The sequence below is a fragment of the Streptomyces sp. CBMA152 genome, from assembly GCF_014596475.1.
Lineage (GTDB): Bacteria > Actinomycetota > Actinomycetes > Streptomycetales > Streptomycetaceae > Streptomyces.
This window is the reverse complement of record NZ_MECJ01000019.1, coordinates 85499-102592: the sequence shown is the minus strand read 5'-3', so window position 1 is coordinate 102592 and position 17094 is coordinate 85499. Positions and strand designations below refer to the sequence as shown.

Here is a 17094-nt window from a genome sequence, read left to right as displayed (position 1 = left end):
CGCCGCAGCCGGAAAGCTTGGCTCAGCCACAGTCCCCCAGGGGCGCGGGGAACTGCGCGACAAGCCCCCACCGGCCCGCAGCCGAACAACCTGGCCGCTCGCCCAGAGCTTTCGGGAAGGGGCGGGGTGGGGGCCAAGGGGCGCGGGGAACTGCGCGACCAGCCAGCCACGGTCCGCAGACGGAAGCGAGCCCACCCGGTTACAACAGGCCGTGTTCCGCCGCTCGTTGGCCCAGTTGGAAACGGCTCTGCGCGTTGAGTTTCTCCATCAGCTCGGAGATCAGGCGGCGCTCGCTGCGCAGGGAGATGCCGAGGCGGCGGGCCGCGGCCTCGTCCGTGTAGCCCTGGGCCAGGAGACGAAGCAGCTCGCGGGGCTGTGAGCCGGGGTCGTCCAGGCTACGGCGCGGCGGCTCCCCGAACGGCGTCGCCGTCTCCCACACCGCGTCGAACAGCGCGCAGAACGCCGCCACGGCGCCAGGCTCCCGCAGCAGCACAGCGCCCTGCGTGGAGTCGGCCGGATCGATCGGCACCATCGCCGACTCCCGGTCGCTGATGTACATCCGCATCGGCAGCGCGGGCACCGTACGTACGCCACCGCCCCGTTCCGTCAGCCACCGCGCGTGCTCGAAGCTCGCGGGGTCGTTGCGGATGGAGTCGAGGTAGAGCGTACGGATGCGGACCCCCCGGTCGAGCAGTTCCTGCGACAGCGGCTCGCTCGCCTTGTACGAGGCGGGGCTCTGCGCGCCGCCCGGCATGAAGGCGACGGACTCACGTCGCGTGCGCGAGCTCAGCTCGGTGAGTTTGGCCCGGACCGCGTCGAGGCCCTGGAAACGTTCGGCCTCGTGCGTCTCGCGGGCCGGGTGGAGCTCGGCGTACTGCGAGAGCAGCGCGCTCGCGGCCGCCTGGCTCTCGGCGAGCGCGCGATGGCGCTGGGCGATCTCGGCCTGTTGGTGGGCGAGGAGCGAGTCGAGCGCGGCCTTCGGATGCACCGCCCGCAGCTGCCCGTCGGTCCGCCAGGACGGTGCGAGGAGCGAGAGGCGGGTCAACTCCTCAAGATCTGCGCGGACTTCGTCCTCGGGTCTTCCGAGGGTGTCCACCACCCCCGGAACCCTCAGTTCTGGCTGTCTGAGAATCAGCCGGTACAACGTGTCGGAACGTTCGGTCAGCCCAAGTGGGACGAGCACGGTTTTCCCCCCGGTCGCGAGTTGGAGCGGCTCGCACGTGGAGCGGACCGACAACGCTGGCGGCGGGGAAGAGGCGCCGTGAAGACACGGCGCCCGTGCGGCCTCCCCAAAGGGCGATCTTTTGTCGAGTGGATTGTGTAGACCACTTGCCGCCTGCGCAAACACCGTCCATTACGCGGACAGGCATGGTCATGACCATGCGTCACCGTCGCCGCTGACGAGGCTGTGGGGTGGCTGTGCGGAGGGTGCGGAAGCCCTGGTCGTACGGCCTGGCACGGTCGTGTCAGAGCGTTTTGTGCCAGCCGGAATCGACGACACCGGCCGTGTGCCCTCGGCACGATGGTGCTCGCCGGAAGGGAAAGAAACCGGCCAACTGCCAGTCATCCCGACGAAAGCGATATGAGGCCCCGAATGCGCCGCAAGGTCGTCACCCAGCTCGTCACGGTCACCGCTGCCGCCCTGCTCGCCCTGTGCGGCGCGACGGCGTTCGCGGCCACCCCGGCCTCCGCCGCCGTCGCGGCCCCGACCGCCCCCACCGAGCCGGGCTGGGACGCGACGGTCGCCTGACCCGGTGGTTCGCCTGCGGATCGTGCGTGGTTGCCCGCGCAGTTCCCCGCGCCCCTTGGCCCCACCCCGCCCCTTCCCGAAAGCCCTGGGCGGGCGGCCGGGTTCTTCGTCTGCGGATCGTGCTGGGTTGCTCGCGCAGTTCCCCGCGCCCCTTAAATGCGCCCGGAGGGCGCTCCTAGGGGCGCGGGGAACTGCGCGACCAGCCCCCACCGGCCCGCAGCCGACCGACAACCGCCGGAGGCTTTCGGGAAGGGGCGGGGTGGGGGATCAGCCGCCGGGCCGCAAACGGACCGCGTCCGACACCGCCCGCACCACCACCGGCACTGCCGTATCCCGATGCTCCCGGTGCACAACAAATCGCACCCACCCATCATCCAGCGGCAACACCCGCACACCCCGCTCCCCGAGCCGCCCCATCAGCTCGACGCCCGAGACACCCCGCACCCGCACCGTCACGATGTTCGTACGGCAAGGAGGCTCCGCGACCTCCGCCCCGGGCACCGACCCGAGCCCCCGAGCCAAGGCGGCAGCCAAAGCATGGTCCTCGGCCAGCCGGGAAACCCCCTCCAGCCCCGCCAGCGCGGCAGCGGCCAGCACCCCCGACTGATGCATGGTGCCGCCGAGTTGGAGCCGTAACGACCGAGCCCGGTCCACGAACGACGCCGGCGCGCCCAGCAGCGACCCCACCGGCGCGCCCAGCCCCTTCGCCAGGCAGAACGTGACGCTGTCCGCCGGGACCGCCAGCTTCTCGACCGGCAGGCCGAGCGCGACGGCGGCGTTGGCGAGCCGGGCCCCGTCCAGATGGACGTGCGCGCCGTACGACCGGGCGAGCCCCGCCAGCCGGTCCAGGACCGCGAGCTCCAGCGCGTTGCCCGTGTGCAGCATGCAGGTGTTCTCCAGCGAGACGACCTGCGGCCGACCGGCGCGAGCGCCCTCCCGCAGCGCCGCCTCCAGCGCGTCCGGGTCGGGCGCACCGTCGTCGCGCTGCGCCAGCGGCACCAGCTCGACGCGCGCGAACCGCCGCATCCCCGCGTCCTCGAAGCGCGCCACATGCGTGTGCGCACCGGTGAGCAGCCGGGTCCCGGGGTCCGGCGCGGCGGCGAGCACCGCGACCAGATTGGTCATCGTGCTGCTCGGCAGGAACAGCGCCGCCTCCTTCCCGAGCAGCCGCGCCCCCGCCTCCTCAAGCCGCAGTACGCAAGGATCGTCCCCGTACGCGTCGTCGCCCACCTCGGCCGCGGCCATCGCGGCCCGCATCGCCGCGTCCGGAGCGGTCCGGGTGTCGCTGCGGAAGTCCAGAAGGACGCTCACCCGGCACCCCCCGAAGCCGGACCCCCCGACCCCACCCCGTGCGCGATCCACACCGCCCGCGTATGCGTGTACTGCTCCACCGCGTGCACCCCCAGCTCCCGCCCGTACCCGCTCTGCCCCAGGCCCCCCACGCTGATGTGCTCGTCCGTGTCGCCCCAGGTGTTGAACCAGAGCATCCCGGCCCGCAGCCGCCGCGCGAACCGTTCGACCCGGCCCGCGTCCGAGGTCCACAGCGACGCCGACAGGCCGTACTCGGTGTCGTGCGCGAGGCTCAGCGCCTGTTCCTCCGTACGGAACGAGCGCACCGCGAGCACCGGGCCGAACAGCTCCTCGCGCCAGGCCCGCAGTGCGTCCGGCACCTCGTCGAGGACGACCGGGTTGACGTAGTTGCCGCCGCTCAGCGGGGCGTCGAGGTCCGGGCGTACGTCCTTCTCGCCGGGTGGGAACAGGGCCTGCACGCCCTCGGTCACCGCCTCCAGGACCGCCGAGGTGATCCGCTCCACGGCCTCCGGGGTGATCAGCGGGCCCAGTTCGGTGCGCGGGTCGTCGGTCGGGCCGAGGGGGCGCGCGGCGGCCCGCGCGGCGACCGCCCGTACGAAGTCGTCGTGCACGCTCTCGTGGACGATCAGTCGGGACGCGCCGACGCACATCTGGCCCGAGTTCCCGGTGAACGCCTCGACCGCCGAGGCCGCGGCGGCGTCGAGGTCGGCGTCCGGGAAGACGACCAGGGGGTTCTTGCCGCCGAGTTCGAGCGAGACGCGTTTGACCGTGCGTCCGCAGTTGGCGGCCACGATGCGGCCCGCTTCCGTGGAGCCGGTGAAGGAGACGGCCGCGACCTCGGGGAGCTGGCACAGCATCCGGCCCACCTCGGCGCCGCCGTACACCGCGCCCAGCACATGTGCGGGCAGCGCCTCGCGGCCGAGCTCGACCAGCAGCCGTACGCTCAGCGGGGTCTGCGGCGCGGGCTTCACGACGACCGTGTTGCCGTACGCGAGCGCGCCGCCCACCTTCCAAGCAGCCATCAGCAGCGGGTAGTTGGACGGCACGATCGCCGCGCACACCCCGAGCGGCACCCGGTCGGTGTACGCGCGCGTGCCCGGGCCCGACGGATGGATCTCGCCCGCCGGCCGCAGCGCCTGCTCGGCGAACCAGCGCAGCGCCCGGACCGCGAAGTCCACCTCGCCGCCGATCCGCCCGACCGGCTTGCCCGCACCGCGCCGCTCCAGCTCGACGAAGTCGGCGCGCCGCCCGCGTACGAGATCGGCCAGCACGTGCAGCCGCTCCGCGCGATGGCGTGGCCCGGCCGCCTGCCAGCCGTCGAAGGCCCCGGCGGCCAGGCGTACGGTCCGGGCGCACTCCACGGCCGAGCTGTCGGGCAGATGCGCGTACACCTCGCCGGTCGCCGGATCGGTCAACTCCCGCCCCTCACCGCTCATATGGCCATCCCGTCACCCGTCAGCGGCGCGGCGGCGAGGACCGCCCGTACGCACGCGAGCACGAACTCCTTGTCCAGGCCCGTCCGCGCGCTGGTGAGCAGCTTGCCCTCGACCCCGGTGGCCTCGTCCTGCCACATCGCGTCGAACGGGCCGACCTCGTCGTCCACGTACGCGAGGTAGAGCGTGCGGCCATCGAACGAGATCTCCTTGGCCCGGCCCGGGTGCTTCTCGCGCTGCGGCGGGAACGGCATCCGGCCGCCGCCAGGCCGCTGGAGTACGAGCCGCAGCTCGTCGCCGTCGCCGGAGGTGTAGATCACCTCCAGCTCGCCTGACCCGTCGGCGTCCGCGAAGACGGCCGCGCTGTCGCACGCGAAGCCGCCCAGGGACGCCGGGAGGCGCTGCTGCGCGAGGAAGGCGGCGAGCTCCGCCGTGGGCACCCAATCGCCCTCGTGCGGCCGGGTGCGGCGGTGGAAGGTGAACAGCCCGGTCGGCACCGACACCATCTCCACGTCCCGGTGCCGCGCCCAGTAGCTGAGCGCGCTGAACGGCGTACGCACCACCCGCGCGGGCACCTCCGCGACGGCGGGCCGCAGCGACCGGTACAGCTCCACCAGCTCCTCTCCGCTGAACTCGCCCTCCAATACGGAGAGTTCGACGGTCGTCCGCAGCATCCGCGCCGACGCCGCCGCATGCCCGAGGTAGTCGGTGCCGAGCCACACCACCCGGCCCGAGCCGATCGGGAAGTGCCGGGTCTCGCTGCCCCACAGGGCCGGGTGGTCGGCCGCCGGGAACGCCCAGTCGTACAGGAACTGCTTGATCCGCAGACTGCGGCCCGGGCCGCTGATCTCGGTGCGGAACGCGGCCGGATTGGCGGCCGACCAGGGCGAACGCCCCGCCTCCGGGCCGGTGCGCCCGGGCGGCGCCTCCTTGCGCAGGGTGCCGACGGCCGTGTCGCATCCCTCGGGCAGCGCGGAGGGGTGCCACAGCGTGAAGTTGCACCACTCCTGGGCCTCTTGGGGCGTGAGGTGCGGCGGCACGTCCTCCAGGGCGGCCGCGTCGGGCGCGGTGCGCCAGTGCCAGAGTTCGGTGGAGGCCATGGGGTTCTGTCCTACTTCCCTGTGAGCGTGGTTCGGGTGAGCCAGGCCGCGCTGGACGCGAGGTACATGAGCTCGCCGGTGCCGAGTGCTGAGCGCAGCGCCTCCGGCGGCTCCGGTAGCCCGAAGGGCATGCCCTGCTCGTCCGCGAGACTCCGCAGCGCTTCTCGGTACGACGGGTCGGAGGGGGCCGGGAAGCCCTGCTTACGGCGCCGGACGACGGTCGGCGGCAGCAGCCCGCTCAGCGCCTCCTTCAGGAGGTCCTTGTGGTCGCCGGGCCGTCCCGTGCTCTTCAGGTGCTCCGGGCAGCGGAAGGCGAGCTCGGCGAGCGTCACGTCCTGGAAGACGGGCCGGTCCTCCAGCGTGTACGTGGACGACGTCAGGTCGACCATGTCGTTCACGTACACCAGGAAGCGGCGCATCAGATGGTGGCGGCCGCGTTTGACGGGGTCGAGGGTGTCGAGCGCGCGGTACTCGCGCAGCACCCGCTCCCACACCCGCTCCCGGATCTCGTCCATGTCGACGTCGAGCCCGGCCGCCATCCACTCCACCAGCTCACCCCACACCGGCCGCTCGTCCGGGTAGAGGCGGTGGGTGAGGTAGTGGCGGCCGTGCAGATGGGTGGGGGCGTCGGGGGCGACCACGGGGAAGTAGCCGCCGTCCTGGTAGCCCCACATCTCGTCGGCCCCGTGGCCCGAGTAGACGACGACCTGCCCCTCGGCGGCGATCCGCTCGTACAGCTGGTACATCGCGAGCTCGGCGCCGTGCAGCATCGGCCGCGTCAGCCGCCCGGCGACCTCCGGGATGAGCTTCACCGCGTCGCGCCGCGACAACTCGACGACGGTGAGCGGCACTTGATGCACATCGGCGACCGTACGCGCGTGCTCGACGTCGCTGCCCGACCCGCCGACGCCGTCCTCGTACTGGAGGACGTACGGGCGTAACTCCACGCCCCGCGTGTGCAGCGCAGCGAAGATCGCCGAGCTGTCGACGCCGCCGCTGAGCACCGCCGCCCGGGGCACGTCGGCGGCGGTCCGCAGTGCGGCGGCCCGGTCGAAGGCGGCGCGGATCTCCTCGGCGCCGACCGGCTCGTCGGACGGGGTCGGCTGCCAGTAGCGCCCGGTCCGCACCCGCGAGCCCTCGACGGTCAGATACTCGGCGGGCTGGAGCGCATCGATGCCGGTGAGCCAGGTCCGTTCGTCCGCCGCGTCCATCCGCACCCAGGAGCGCAGCACGAACTCGGTACGGTCCACCTCCGGCGCGATCAGCCCCGTGGCAAGGAGTGCCTGCGGCTCGGAGGCGAAGAGCAGCCCGCCCGCGACCCGGCAGTACACCAGTGGCTTGACCCCGAAGTGGTCGCGGGCCAGCGTGGTGCGGCCGGTGCGCGCGTCGTGCCAGGCCAGCGCGAACATCCCGTCCAGAGAAGCAAGTACGGGCCCGGTGTCCTCAACCTCGCTGACCTGCTGCAACACGAACTCCGTGTCGCAGTGCGTGCGCCGGGGCCACGGCTCGGGCAGCGGCGCCCGGGACGCGTACACCTCACCGTTGGACACCAGCGTGACCCGGCCGTCCGGCGAGGACATCGGCTGGTCCCCGGCGGCCGACCGGTCCTGTACGGCGAGCCGCACACAGGCGAGCATCACGGTGGCGTCCGGCGAGATCCACGGCTCGGCCGCCGACTCGCCCCGGTGGTGCAGCGCGTCCGTCATCGCCGCGCCGAGCGCCCCGAGCCACGGCCGCTCGCGCGGGCCGTCCAGGCTGATGAAGCCCGCGATCCCGCACATTCAGTCCCCCTGTCCCGCGCCGTCCCACACCCGGCCGAGCAGGGCGAGCGAGGTCAGGAAGCGGTGCTCGATGCCGTGGTGGCCGCCGTCGTGCTCCTGGTACTCGTGCGCGACGCCGTGCTCCTGCCAGACGGCGTGCAGCGCCCGGGCGCCCCAGTGCATGTGGTAGTCGTCGCGCAATCCGGTGTCGAGGTAGAGCAGTTGCAGCGCCTTGAGTTGATCCTTGTGCGCGGGGGCCATACGTACGGGGTCATGACGCAGCCAGCGCTCCCACACCTCCGGGCGGAACACGCCCGTGCGCGGGTCGCAGGGCAGCGCCTCGGCGGGCGCGGTGCCGGGCTTGTCGGCGTAACACATGCCCATGGCGAGGATGCTCATGGCGACCATGAACGGGGTGTCGTGCGGCCCCGACTCCCGCTTGGCCAGCAGCTGTTCCATGCCGCCCGCCGCCTCTACCGTGTCCAGAACCCCCGGCAGCAGCGGCAGATAGCTGTGCTCGAACCCGGCGTCCGGGGTGTGCGCGAGCACCGCCCCGAACAGCTCGGTCTCCATCGCCGCGACCACGGCCCCGTATCCGCCGCTCGACTTCCCGCCCACCGCCCGCCACCTCGGCTCGGCCAGGGTGGCGAACCGCCGGTCGACCTCGGCGACCACCTCGCCCAGATACGTGAGGTAGCGGCCACAGGCGGGCGAGTCCAGGTACTGAGAGCCGCCGTACGCCGTGGTCGCGTCCGGGACCGCGATCAGCGCGGCCGGGATCTCGCCGCGCGCCATCGCCCGGTGGATGCGGTCGGCCGGCGCCTCGCCGAACGCCAGCGCGCGGCCGGTCAGCGTCGGGTTGGCGCCGAAGCCGGGCAGCCAGTGGACGACGGGATAGCGCTTCGACTCGTCGTATCCGGGCGGGAGCAGTACCTCGATGCGGCGCTCGTACGGGTCCCCGAGCGGGTTGTCGCGCAGCGCGGCGCTGGTGTGTTCGACCAGGACGCGCGTCCCGAGCTGTTCACTCATGCGCGGCCGTCTCCCGTTGTCAGGGCTCGGTCGACCAGCCGTGTGTAGTACGCCGGGTGGTGGAAGACGGCGGAGAGCAGATTGCTGTTGCTCGCCCACAGCCCGTACGAGCTGCCGAAGAGCAACTCGGCGTCCAGGAGCGCCTGGAGGGTGCTGGCGGCGATCTCGGTGTAGCCGTTGTCCTGGCTGAGGTGGTCGCGGGCCGGGCCCGGGCCGAGGTGGCTGATGCGGCCGCTGACCGGTTCGAGCAGATACGCGTGGGTGGAGCCGTTGTCGTCGTGGAGCGAGATGGTGTGGGTGGCGCCGCTGTCGAGCGCCCGGTACCAGAAGTCGGTGCCGACGATCCGTTCCATGACCTCGGTGAGGAGGGCGTGCGAGGGGCGGGTCTGGCGGCCGAAGCGGTCGTGCTCGGGGTCGAAGGGGGGAACCGGGGCGTCCGGGTCGAGGGTGACCTCGGCGTACACGGCCTCGAAGTCGTAACCTCCGGGCGCCTGCGGCCCGTTGCGCAGCTCGGCCTTGCCGCCGGCGACCTCCAGGATCTGGCCGGGGCCCCACAGCAGTCCCTCATGGCCGAGCTCGTCCAGCCGGGCCAGGGCCTCCCACGGGGTGAACGGGAAGATCGTGCGGTTGCACCAGTCGTAGTCCTGCTCGCCGTCGCCGCTGACCTTCCAGCCGAAGGAGGACGGGACGGTGACGGCCGCGTTCAGGGTGGTCACATACCGGTCGAAGTTGGCGACCGCGCGGGCCCGTACCGCGCCCGGGTCGATCAGCGGCCTGCGCTCGGTGAGGACACCGGGCGGCGAGACGCTGTGCGCCGGTACGAAGGCCACGTCGATCGGGCGCACATCGGGCTGCTCGAAGTAGCGGACGGTCGACTCGTGCAGGATCGAGTCGCCGCAGAGCATCACCACCGCCTCCTCGGTCTCGATCAGCACGCTCATCTCGGGGAACGGAACGTTCGAGACGAAGGTCCGCACGACGACATCGCCGAGGTGGACGGTGTCGCCCGGGGTGACCGGTGTCAGCCGCTCGAAGCCGAGCCGACGCAGGGTCCACGGAATGGCCTGGTGGCCGAGGCCCGACGCGGTGAAGCGGGGCGGGACCTGCCCGACGGGGAAGACGCACTCGGTCTCGGCGGCCCGGTGCGGGCTGTCGTCGAAGTCGACCTCGCCGTCCTCCGACAGCCGGGTCAGGGACGGGAAATGGTGGTGGTCGAAGTGGTGGTGGCTGAAGACGATGTGGTCGACGCCGCCGTCCAGGACCTGATCGAGACCGTCGGGCAGGGCCGGGTGGTGCTCCCAGAACCGGTCGAGGCGCTGGGTGAGCCAGGGGTCCACGAGGATGCGCCGCTCATTGGTCTCGATGAGCACGGCCGCGTGGCCGAGGGAGGTGAGCCGCATGGTTCCGCCTTTCACTCCGCCTCGTACACACAGCGGAACCCGACCTCGTTGTGCAGATCGGTGATCAGGTCCTTGCCCCGGTAGAACGTGGTCAGACAGGCGACGGGCGAGGTCCAGGTGCCGCCGCGCAGCACATGGAAGGCGTCCTTGCGGTTCATGAACTCCATCGGGTGGCGGCCCTTGAAGAAGGGGTCCATGTCGTCGCCGGTGTAGAAGTTGGTCCGGGTCAACTCCCATACGTTCCCGGACATTTGGAGCACTCCGTACGGGCTGGCGCCGCCGGGGAGGCTGTCGGAGGGAAGGACGGGGTGTGCGGGGTTGTCGTCATGGGTAGTGGTGACCAACAGTGCTTCCAACTCGTCCAGGTCGGCCACCTGCCGCCCGTAGGAGCGCTCGACATAGTTCACCCGCTCCGGATCCCAGGTGTTCCCCCAGGGGTAGGTCCGGCCGTCCGTTCCGCGCGCCGCCTTCTCCCATTGCAGCTCGCTCGGCAGCGAGCCGCCCGCCCAGTTCGCGAACGCCCACGCGTCATACCAGTCGATTCCGACCTGCGGCATTTCCGGTGCGTTGAACCGGGGATCGTGTCCGTGTGCCGGACGGTGATTTCTGCCGTCCTCGGGCTGGTCCGGGTGGTCGAACACCCCGCTTTCGCCGGCCTCTTCCAGGAACTCGGCGTAGCGGGCGTTGGTGACGGTGGTCCGGTCGATGAAGAAGGCGGGGAGGTCGACGGCCCGTAACGGATTGTCGTCCTGTGTCATACGGAAAGGTCCGCTCTGCGCGGAGGCGGTTCCGGCGAGAAAGGGACCGGCGGGGACGAGAATCGCGTCCTCGGTCCGCCGGGGGCGTTCTCCATGTGCCTTGATACGGGCCCGCATATCGGTGAAGTACTCGTCCTCAAGACGCCGCAGCTCCGCCGGGTCCCGGGTGCCGAAAATGGTGAGCAGCGCCCGCTTGGTGAACGCGGCGCCGCAGCCCACCGGTTTACGGGAGAAGTCCTCGCGGGCGAAATTGCTGGGCCAGCCGGATATCCGGATGAGGTCGGGCACGGCGGCCCGTATCCGGTGGTCTGTGATCATCTTGAGGGAGGTGAACGCGACCCAGTCGACCGGGTCGTGGGTGCCGCCGGCGACCGCCGCGGCCGCCGCCGGATCCTCCCGGTGGTGCACCGCGAGCAGCCTGATCGCAGCCGCCCTGACCGGCCACTCCGGATGCTGCACGGCCAGGCCGACCAGCATCGGAACGCCCTTGGGGTCCCGGCCGCGACGGTCGGCGAGGTCCACCACGGACTGGACGGACTCCCAGTACCGGGTGTCGTCGGACCCGTCCACCTTCAAGAACTCGGGCGGCAGTTCCACGGTCGTGGCTGGCAGGTTGCCGACCATCGGATCGTTCCCTCCTCCGCTGAGAGGGCCGCCCGCGCTGGAAGCACGCGGGCGGCCTTTTATCGTCTTGATCGCGTCGCTAAGAGGCAACTACCACTTCGTGGTGTCCTGCTCGTTGTCGCGCGTTCCCATGAAGTCCTTTTCCGACATCAGAATCAGCCTCCTTCCACATAGGAAATGACAAGACCGTCGACCGCGGCCGGACAGCAACCGCTTGCCGACCCAAATCATGTTCCGTCGCTTGTGGTGGTCCGTCAACAGCTCGATCTTCAATTGAGCGCGGACGGGGCTGGTTTGGTCGCCTTGACACTGCCCGATATCGTGCGTCGATCAAGGGTTCCGCTGTTCGCGACGGTTTTGGATTGACTCCGTCCGGGGAATTGACAAGCCAAGACCTGGCCAGAAACCACCTGTTGCGCACGTCACAGCTAAAAAGTTCAATCATCCCTGTCGAAAATGCCGGAACCTGGGTTACCGTTCGGCGCGTGGATTCCTTGCGGTTCGCAGTGTCACGCCAGGAGATTGCCTTCTCACTTCCCTACACGTACGCGCGCGGTCATGACCTCACGTGTACGGTCGTACGCGTCGAGTTGCGCGACGGCGAGCATGTCGGGCGCGGCGAAGGGGCGCCCTTCGAGAGCTTCTTCGAGGTTTCCGCGGAGGAAACCGTCGCCGAACTCGAAGCGGTGGGGCCGCTGGTCGAGAGCGGTGTGAGCGACCTCGGTGACGTGGGTGAACGCGCTGAGCTGCTGTCCCGGCTCGGCCGGGGCGCCGCGCGCAACGCGCTGGACGCGGCCCTGTGGGACCTGGCGGCCAAGAAGGCCGACACCCCCGTGTGGCGACTCCTCGGCATCCCCGCGCCCCAGCCCCTCCAGATCATGACCACCATCTCCCTCGCGGACCCTGACCAGTTGGCCCAGGAGCTCGCCGAGAGCCGTTCCGCGCACGTCCTCAAGCTCAAGCTCGGCTCCCCGGACGCCGACGACGACGTACACCGCCTGGAGAAGCTGCGCGCCGCCCGACCGGACGCGCGCCTGGTGGTCGACGTCAACGGCGGCTGGGACCTGGACACTCTGCGCACGATGCTTCCGCTGCTGGTCAAGCATCGCGTCCGCATGATCGAGCAGCCGGTCGGCGACGCGGCCGAGCCCGGTCTGCGGGGCCTGCGCCGCACCATCCCGATCGTCGCCGACGAGTCCTTCGAGACCGAGGACGACCTGGAACGGGTGCGCGGCCTGTACGACGGGGTCAACGTGAAGCTCGACAAGTGCGGCGGCCTCACGGCGGCCCTGCGCATCATCGGCCGCGCCCGCCGGGAGGGCCTGCGCATCATGGTCGGCTGCCTGCCCGGCAGTTCGCTCTCCGCCGCCGTCGGCTTCCACGCGGCCCAACTGGCCGAGTTCGTCGACCTGGACGGCCACCTTCGGCTCGTCGACGACATCGAGCCGAGGATGCCGGCGAAGGACGGCTGGTTGCAGCCGCCGGCACGGGAGTTGTGGGGGTGAGGCCCTGTGTTTCGGGGGTAGTTTCGCCGGCATGACTAACGCAGCGGCGGCACGCACGCTTGAGCAGCGGATCCGGGACACGCGGAAGCGGTTGGAGGATGACGTCGACACGTGGGTGTCGACGGCGTCCGACACGGGCACCCCGTACCTCGTCCCGCTCTCGTTCCTCTGGGACGGCACCAGTGTCGTCATCTCGACGGTCCGCACGTCGCCGACCAGCAGGAACCTGCTGGCGGGCGGCTCTGTACGGCTCGCGTTCGGCGCGACGAGGGACGTGATCCTGGTCGAGGGCGAGGCCGTACCGATCGAACAGGACGCGCTGGACAAGAAGTTGGCGGACGCCTTCGCCGCGAAGACGGGTTTCGATCCGCGCGAGGAGACCGAGCCGTATCAGTACTTCCGCATCCGCCCCCGCCGCGTACAGGCGTGGCGGGAGGTCAATGAACTGGCGGGCCGGACGCTGATGAAGGACGGCGAGTGGTTGGCGGCCAAGCCGCGGTAACAGTCCCAACAGAGGGAGATTCGGTGCCGGTTCAGACGATGAACGAGCGGGTGGCGGTCGTGGTGGACGGCCACTCCACCGGCGCGCTGCTGGCCCCGGCCTTCACGGCGTACGGGATCGGCTCGGTGCACGTGGAGAACCGGGCGGAGCGCTCCGAGGCGCATCTGCGGACGTTCGCGCCGGAGACGTACCGGGCGTGTTACGCGTACGACGGGGACTGGGCGGCGCTGCTGTCGGAGGTGCGCCGCCACCAGGTCGGCTGGGTGATCGCGGGCACGGACTCCGGCGTCGCCCTGGCCGACCGCCTCGCCGCCGAGCTGGGCGTCACCCGGCACAACCACCCCGCGACCTCGGCGGCCCGCCGCGACAAACTGGCGATGCAGCGCGCGCTGGCGGCGGCCGGGGTGCCCACGGCGTGGCACACGGCGGTGACTTCGGCGGCCGAGGCCCGGGAGGTCGCGCGGCGGAACGGTTCGGGCCCGGTGATCGTCAAGCCGCTGCGCAGCGGGGGCACGGACGGGGTGGTGTTCTGCGCGGACCCGGAGGAGGTGGCCGGGGCGGCGGAGAAGCTGCTGGGCAGCGAGTCGATCTACGGCGAGCGCAATGACTCCGTACTGGTCCAGGAGTATCTCCAGGGCGACGAGTACATGGTCAACTGCGTGAGCGCGGGTGGCCGTCACACGGTCCTTGAGGTGTGGCGGTCGGTGAAGACGGTGGTGGGATCGTCGCCGGTGTACGACTACACGGAGCTGGTGGATCCGGGGGCGGTGGAGGAGATCACCGCGTACGTGGGCGCGTCCCTGACCGCTGTCGGCATCGAGTGGGGCCCGTCCCACACGGAGGTGATCGGGACCCCCGCCGGTCCCCGCCTGGTGGAGACGGCCGCGCGCCCGCAGGGCACCGCCGACCTCTCCGCGATCACCCGGGCGACGGGTCGCAACCCGGTGGCGGAGGCGGTGCACGCGTTGATCGACCCGGATCTGTACGCCCGGGGCGGCCCGCCCGCGCCCCCGCTCCAGCGGGTGGCGCGCGGTGTCAGCTTCATCTGCCCGAGGGGCGGCCGTCTCCGTCGCGACCTGGACTGGAGCCCGCTGCACACCCTCCCGTCCTTCCACAGCCTGCTGGCTCCGGCGCCCAAGGCGGGCGAGTACATCCCTCAGACCACGGACCTCTTCACGCGCCCGGGCGCGGTCTACCTGATCCACGCGGACGCGGAGGTGGTGGCGAGGGACCACGAGACGATCCGCCGGTGGGAGAGGGAGGGCTTCTACGACATAGAGGCGGACGAGTCATGAGCTGACAGCCGATCGCGTACGGCGTACGAAGCTTGCGAACACTGTACGGACTCCGTACAGTGTTCGTAGTTGGGCGCGAGGGCGCCACAGCATGCGCCGCGATGCGATCGGGGAGACCGTCATGACTTTCGACACCGCTCACTGGCAGGCCCGTTTCGAGGAACTGCGCGCCGCCCACCGCGTCCCGGGCGCGACGCTCGCCGTCCTGGTCGACGGGGAGATCCACGAGTTGGCGAGTGGCGTGCTGCACCGGGGGACCGGGGTGGAGGCGACGACCGACTCGGTGTTCCAGCTCGGCTCGATCGCCAAGGTCTACACCGCGACGCTGGTGATGCAGCTGGCCGAGTCCGGCGAACTGGACCTGGACGCGCCGGTGGTGGACGTACTGCCGGAGTTCGCGGTGGCCGACGCGACGGCTACCCGGTCGATCACGACCCGCCAACTGTTGAGCCACACCAGCGGGTTGACCTGCGACTTCACGCATGACACCGGGCGGGGTGACGACTGCCTGGCCAAGTACGTCGAGGCCGCGCGGGGTGTGGCGCTCGACTGCGCGCCGGGTACGGGGGTCTCGTACAGCAGCGTCGGCTACAACGTGCTCGGCCGGATCGTCGAGGTGCTGACCGGCCGGACCTGGGACGAGGCCCTGAAGGAACGCCTCCTCGCGCCGCTCGGCGCCGAGCACACGATGACCCTGCCCGAGGAGGCGCTGCGCTTCCGCGCGGCGATGGGCCACCTCGGCGAGCCGGGCCAGGACCCGTCGCCGGCCCCGGCCTGGGACCTGATGCCGCGCTCGGCGGGCCCGTACGGCCGGGTGATAGCGAGCGCGGCGGACGTGGTGCGCCTGGCGAAGATGCACCTGGACGACGGCGTGGCGCAGGACGGCACGCGCGTACTGTCCACTTCTTCGGTGGCCTCGATGAGGCGCCGAGTGGTGGACGTCCCCGACAAGTGGACGGTCAGCGCGGACGGCTGGGGCCTGGGCTGGACCCTGTACGACTGGTCCGGCGACCCCGGCTACGGCCACGACGGCGCGTCCATCGGCCAGTACGCCTACCTCCGCGTGGTCCCGCACGCGAACGTGGCCGTGGCCCTCCTGACGAACGGCGGCGGCGCCCGCCCCCTCTACGCGACCCTGATGCGCGAACTCCTGGCGGAACTGGCGGACGTGGAAATGCCGCCCCCGTTCGAGCCCGCCGCGCACCCGGTAGCGGTGGACTTCACGGCTTTGGTCGGCACATACGCGCGCGAGGGCGTGGTCATCACGGTCACTTCACAGGGCGGCAGGGGTCACCTGCGCTACGAGTTCGTAGGCGGCATGAAGGACTTCTCCCCGCCCCTGGAGATCGACCTCTCCCCGGTGACGTCCACGGTCTTCGCAGGCTCGGGCGTCGGCGCGGCCTTCAGCGAGGACTGGATGCCGGTGGTCTTCGCCACCCTGGCCGACGGAACGGCATGCTGCTACGTGGGGATGCGGGCTGCGCCGAAGGTGGGGTGACGGCGTTGTCCTCGGCCGTCAGCCCGGATGTGCCACAGCGGAGCCGCGTACTGCTCCGGGTGGCTGGTGATGAGGAGTTGGCGCAGGTCTTCGCGTTGTGAGCCGGCCAGGTTCAGTGCCTCGGTGAGGTGGCGGAACGTTGTGTGGGTGACTCCGCGGGTTCGGGCCTCGGCCTCGAACCGGGCAAGCTGGGCCAGTGCGGTGGCGGGGTCGAGTTCCGCCGGCGGCTGCTGCCTGAGTGATGCCGCCTTGTCGCGCTCGTAGTCGATCTCCGAGGTGCCGCAGACCTCACGGCAGTGGGCCTCGGCCTCGTCCAGGGTGGTGGTCGTCATGAGGGTGCGGGCCAGCCGGTTGCGGCTCAACGCTTCGTCCAGGTCGACTTCGTGGACCGTCGGGCCTTCGTCGGTGAGGGGGACGGGGAGCCCTGCGTCTCGTACCTCGCAGGTGCCTCGCGCGCCCCGAGCCGTCGCGGCGAGCATCGCGGTGGCTTCCGACGGGTGCCACTCCAGGACCGAGCTGATCGGGTCCACGTCCCGAGCCGTGAGGGTGTGGACGAGAGGTCCGAGCAGGCCGCGCAGGTCTTCGGGCGGGAGTTCGCCGTCCAGGCCGGGGCCTGCGACCAGCAGCCGGATGGACGCGTTCACCTGGCAGCAGGCGGCCAGCGTGAGGGCGTCGGCGAGCGGGCTCTTGAGCGTCGGCTCGTCGCCCCGCGCGAGGATGTCCCCGCCCACGTCCAGAAGGTCGATCGAATCCGGTTCCAAGTGCCGTAGCAGTGCTTCGAGTTGGCGGGTGATGCCCTCGGCTCCGTGGTGTGGGTCGAGCAGGGCGAACGTGTTCGGGAGCTCCTGCGCGAGCCGGGGGAGCGTGGAGCCCGCGGGAGGAATCGGGCGGGCTTCGGCAGGCACTGCCAGGACTGCGGGAGTGAGGGGGGCGAGTCCCGTGAAGTTGTGGGCTCCTCGGGGGCCCGGAACGGGGTCGATCAGCAGCCGGTCCCACGCGTACGTGAGGATCACCGCCCGGTCCTCGCCTCCGTACAGGGCGGCATCCAGCATCGCGGCGGCGACCGCGTCGCCCCCTCCTCCGGCTGCGACGATCAACCTCGTCATGCGCTCAGCGTACGGGTTCGAGG

General features: G+C 71.2%; 14 protein-coding genes. 5 read left to right on the top strand and 9 right to left on the bottom strand.

Annotated elements, in window-relative coordinates:
- Positions 1-199: 199 nt before the first annotated feature.
- Complete coding sequence (locus BG418_RS40915) at positions 200-1099, bottom strand: LuxR C-terminal-related transcriptional regulator (RefSeq protein WP_188274965.1); 900 nt, start codon at positions 1097-1099, stop codon at positions 200-202.
- 483 nt (positions 1100-1582) lie between these two features.
- On the opposite strand from BG418_RS40915, the gene BG418_RS18215 reads away from it, so the two are divergent.
- The gene (locus BG418_RS18215) at positions 1583-1750 is read left to right on the top strand and encodes a hypothetical protein (RefSeq protein ID WP_223185028.1); all 168 of its coding nucleotides are present in this window, start codon (positions 1583-1585) and stop codon (positions 1748-1750) included.
- 267 nt (positions 1751-2017) lie between these two features.
- On the opposite strand, the gene BG418_RS18210 is transcribed toward BG418_RS18215, so the two are convergent.
- The 7 genes from BG418_RS18210 to BG418_RS18180 are packed head-to-tail and all read right to left on the bottom strand — an operon-like array spanning position 2018 to position 11165.
- Positions 2018-3061 carry a low specificity L-threonine aldolase gene (locus BG418_RS18210; protein WP_188274963.1) on the bottom strand — a complete coding sequence of 348 codons (1044 nt, stop codon included), beginning with the start codon at positions 3059-3061 and terminating at the stop codon, positions 2018-2020.
- Positions 3058-4497, bottom strand: coding sequence for an aldehyde dehydrogenase (locus tag BG418_RS18205; RefSeq protein WP_188274962.1), 1440 nt, complete (start codon positions 4495-4497; stop codon positions 3058-3060). Before BG418_RS18205 ends, BG418_RS18210 begins: the two co-directional genes overlap by 4 nt.
- Positions 4494-5594 (bottom strand): hypothetical protein, encoded by a 1101-nt coding sequence (locus BG418_RS18200; protein WP_188274961.1) that lies wholly within the window; start codon positions 5592-5594, stop codon positions 4494-4496. Before BG418_RS18200 ends, BG418_RS18205 begins: the two co-directional genes overlap by 4 nt.
- 11 nt (positions 5595-5605) lie before the next feature.
- Positions 5606-7375 carry an asparagine synthetase B gene (locus BG418_RS18195; protein WP_188274960.1) on the bottom strand — a complete coding sequence of 590 codons (1770 nt, stop codon included), beginning with the start codon at positions 7373-7375 and terminating at the stop codon, positions 5606-5608.
- Positions 7376-8383, bottom strand: a complete 1008-nt coding sequence (locus BG418_RS18190) for an alpha/beta hydrolase-fold protein (RefSeq protein ID WP_188274959.1) — start codon at positions 8381-8383, stop codon at positions 7376-7378.
- A complete protein-coding gene (locus BG418_RS18185; protein WP_188274958.1) occupies positions 8380-9783 on the bottom strand; it encodes an MBL fold metallo-hydrolase in 1404 nt (467 codons plus the stop codon). Before BG418_RS18185 ends, BG418_RS18190 begins: the two co-directional genes overlap by 4 nt.
- A gap of 11 nt (positions 9784-9794) precedes the next feature.
- Positions 9795-11165 carry an SUMF1/EgtB/PvdO family nonheme iron enzyme gene (locus BG418_RS18180; RefSeq protein WP_188274957.1) on the bottom strand — a complete coding sequence of 457 codons (1371 nt, stop codon included), beginning with the start codon at positions 11163-11165 and terminating at the stop codon, positions 9795-9797.
- Between the two features lie 485 nt (positions 11166-11650).
- Between BG418_RS18180 and BG418_RS18175 the strand changes: the two genes are divergently transcribed.
- The 4 genes from BG418_RS18175 to BG418_RS18160 all read left to right on the top strand — a co-directional run bounded on the left by BG418_RS18175 (position 11651) and on the right by BG418_RS18160 (position 15965).
- Complete coding sequence (locus tag BG418_RS18175) at positions 11651-12670, top strand: dipeptide epimerase (protein ID WP_188274956.1); 1020 nt, start codon at positions 11651-11653, stop codon at positions 12668-12670.
- A gap of 31 nt (positions 12671-12701) precedes the next feature.
- Positions 12702-13172, top strand: a complete 471-nt coding sequence (locus BG418_RS18170) for a pyridoxamine 5'-phosphate oxidase family protein (RefSeq protein WP_188274955.1) — start codon at positions 12702-12704, stop codon at positions 13170-13172.
- Positions 13173-13195: 23 nt separating this feature from the next.
- Positions 13196-14467: an ATP-grasp domain-containing protein gene (locus tag BG418_RS18165; RefSeq protein ID WP_188274954.1), complete on the top strand. Its 1272-nt coding sequence runs from the start codon at positions 13196-13198 to the stop codon at positions 14465-14467.
- Positions 14468-14588: 121 nt separating this feature from the next.
- The gene (locus BG418_RS18160) at positions 14589-15965 is read left to right on the top strand and encodes a serine hydrolase (protein ID WP_188274953.1); all 1377 of its coding nucleotides are present in this window, start codon (positions 14589-14591) and stop codon (positions 15963-15965) included.
- Here the strand turns inward: BG418_RS18160 and BG418_RS18155 are convergent.
- Complete coding sequence (locus BG418_RS18155; protein WP_188274952.1) at positions 15929-17071, bottom strand: DUF1152 domain-containing protein; 1143 nt, start codon at positions 17069-17071, stop codon at positions 15929-15931. The two genes, BG418_RS18160 and BG418_RS18155, sit on opposite strands and share 37 nt — an antisense overlap.
- Positions 17072-17094: the final 23 nt, after the last annotated feature.

Excerpts from the sequence above, each read along its gene's own strand:
- BG418_RS18205 (WP_188274962.1), bottom strand. The coding sequence starts at position 4,497 with ATGAGCGGTGAGGGGCGGGAGTTGACCGATCCGGCGACCGGCGAGGTG.
- BG418_RS18155 (WP_188274952.1), bottom strand. The coding sequence starts at position 17,071 with ATGACGAGGTTGATCGTCGCAGCCGGAGGAGGGGGCGACGCGGTCGCC.
- BG418_RS18160 (WP_188274953.1), top strand. The coding sequence starts at position 14,589 with ATGACTTTCGACACCGCTCACTGGCAGGCCCGTTTCGAGGAACTGCGC.
- BG418_RS18185 (WP_188274958.1), bottom strand. The coding sequence starts at position 9,783 with ATGCGGCTCACCTCCCTCGGCCACGCGGCCGTGCTCATCGAGACCAAT.
- BG418_RS18190 (WP_188274959.1), bottom strand. The coding sequence starts at position 8,383 with ATGAGTGAACAGCTCGGGACGCGCGTCCTGGTCGAACACACCAGCGCC.
- BG418_RS18195 (WP_188274960.1), bottom strand. The coding sequence starts at position 7,375 with ATGTGCGGGATCGCGGGCTTCATCAGCCTGGACGGCCCGCGCGAGCGG.
- BG418_RS18200 (WP_188274961.1), bottom strand. The coding sequence starts at position 5,594 with ATGGCCTCCACCGAACTCTGGCACTGGCGCACCGCGCCCGACGCGGCC.
- BG418_RS18215 (WP_223185028.1), top strand. The coding sequence starts at position 1,583 with ATGAGGCCCCGAATGCGCCGCAAGGTCGTCACCCAGCTCGTCACGGTC.
- BG418_RS18180 (WP_188274957.1), bottom strand. The coding sequence starts at position 11,165 with ATGGTCGGCAACCTGCCAGCCACGACCGTGGAACTGCCGCCCGAGTTC.
- BG418_RS18170 (WP_188274955.1), top strand. The coding sequence starts at position 12,702 with ATGACTAACGCAGCGGCGGCACGCACGCTTGAGCAGCGGATCCGGGAC.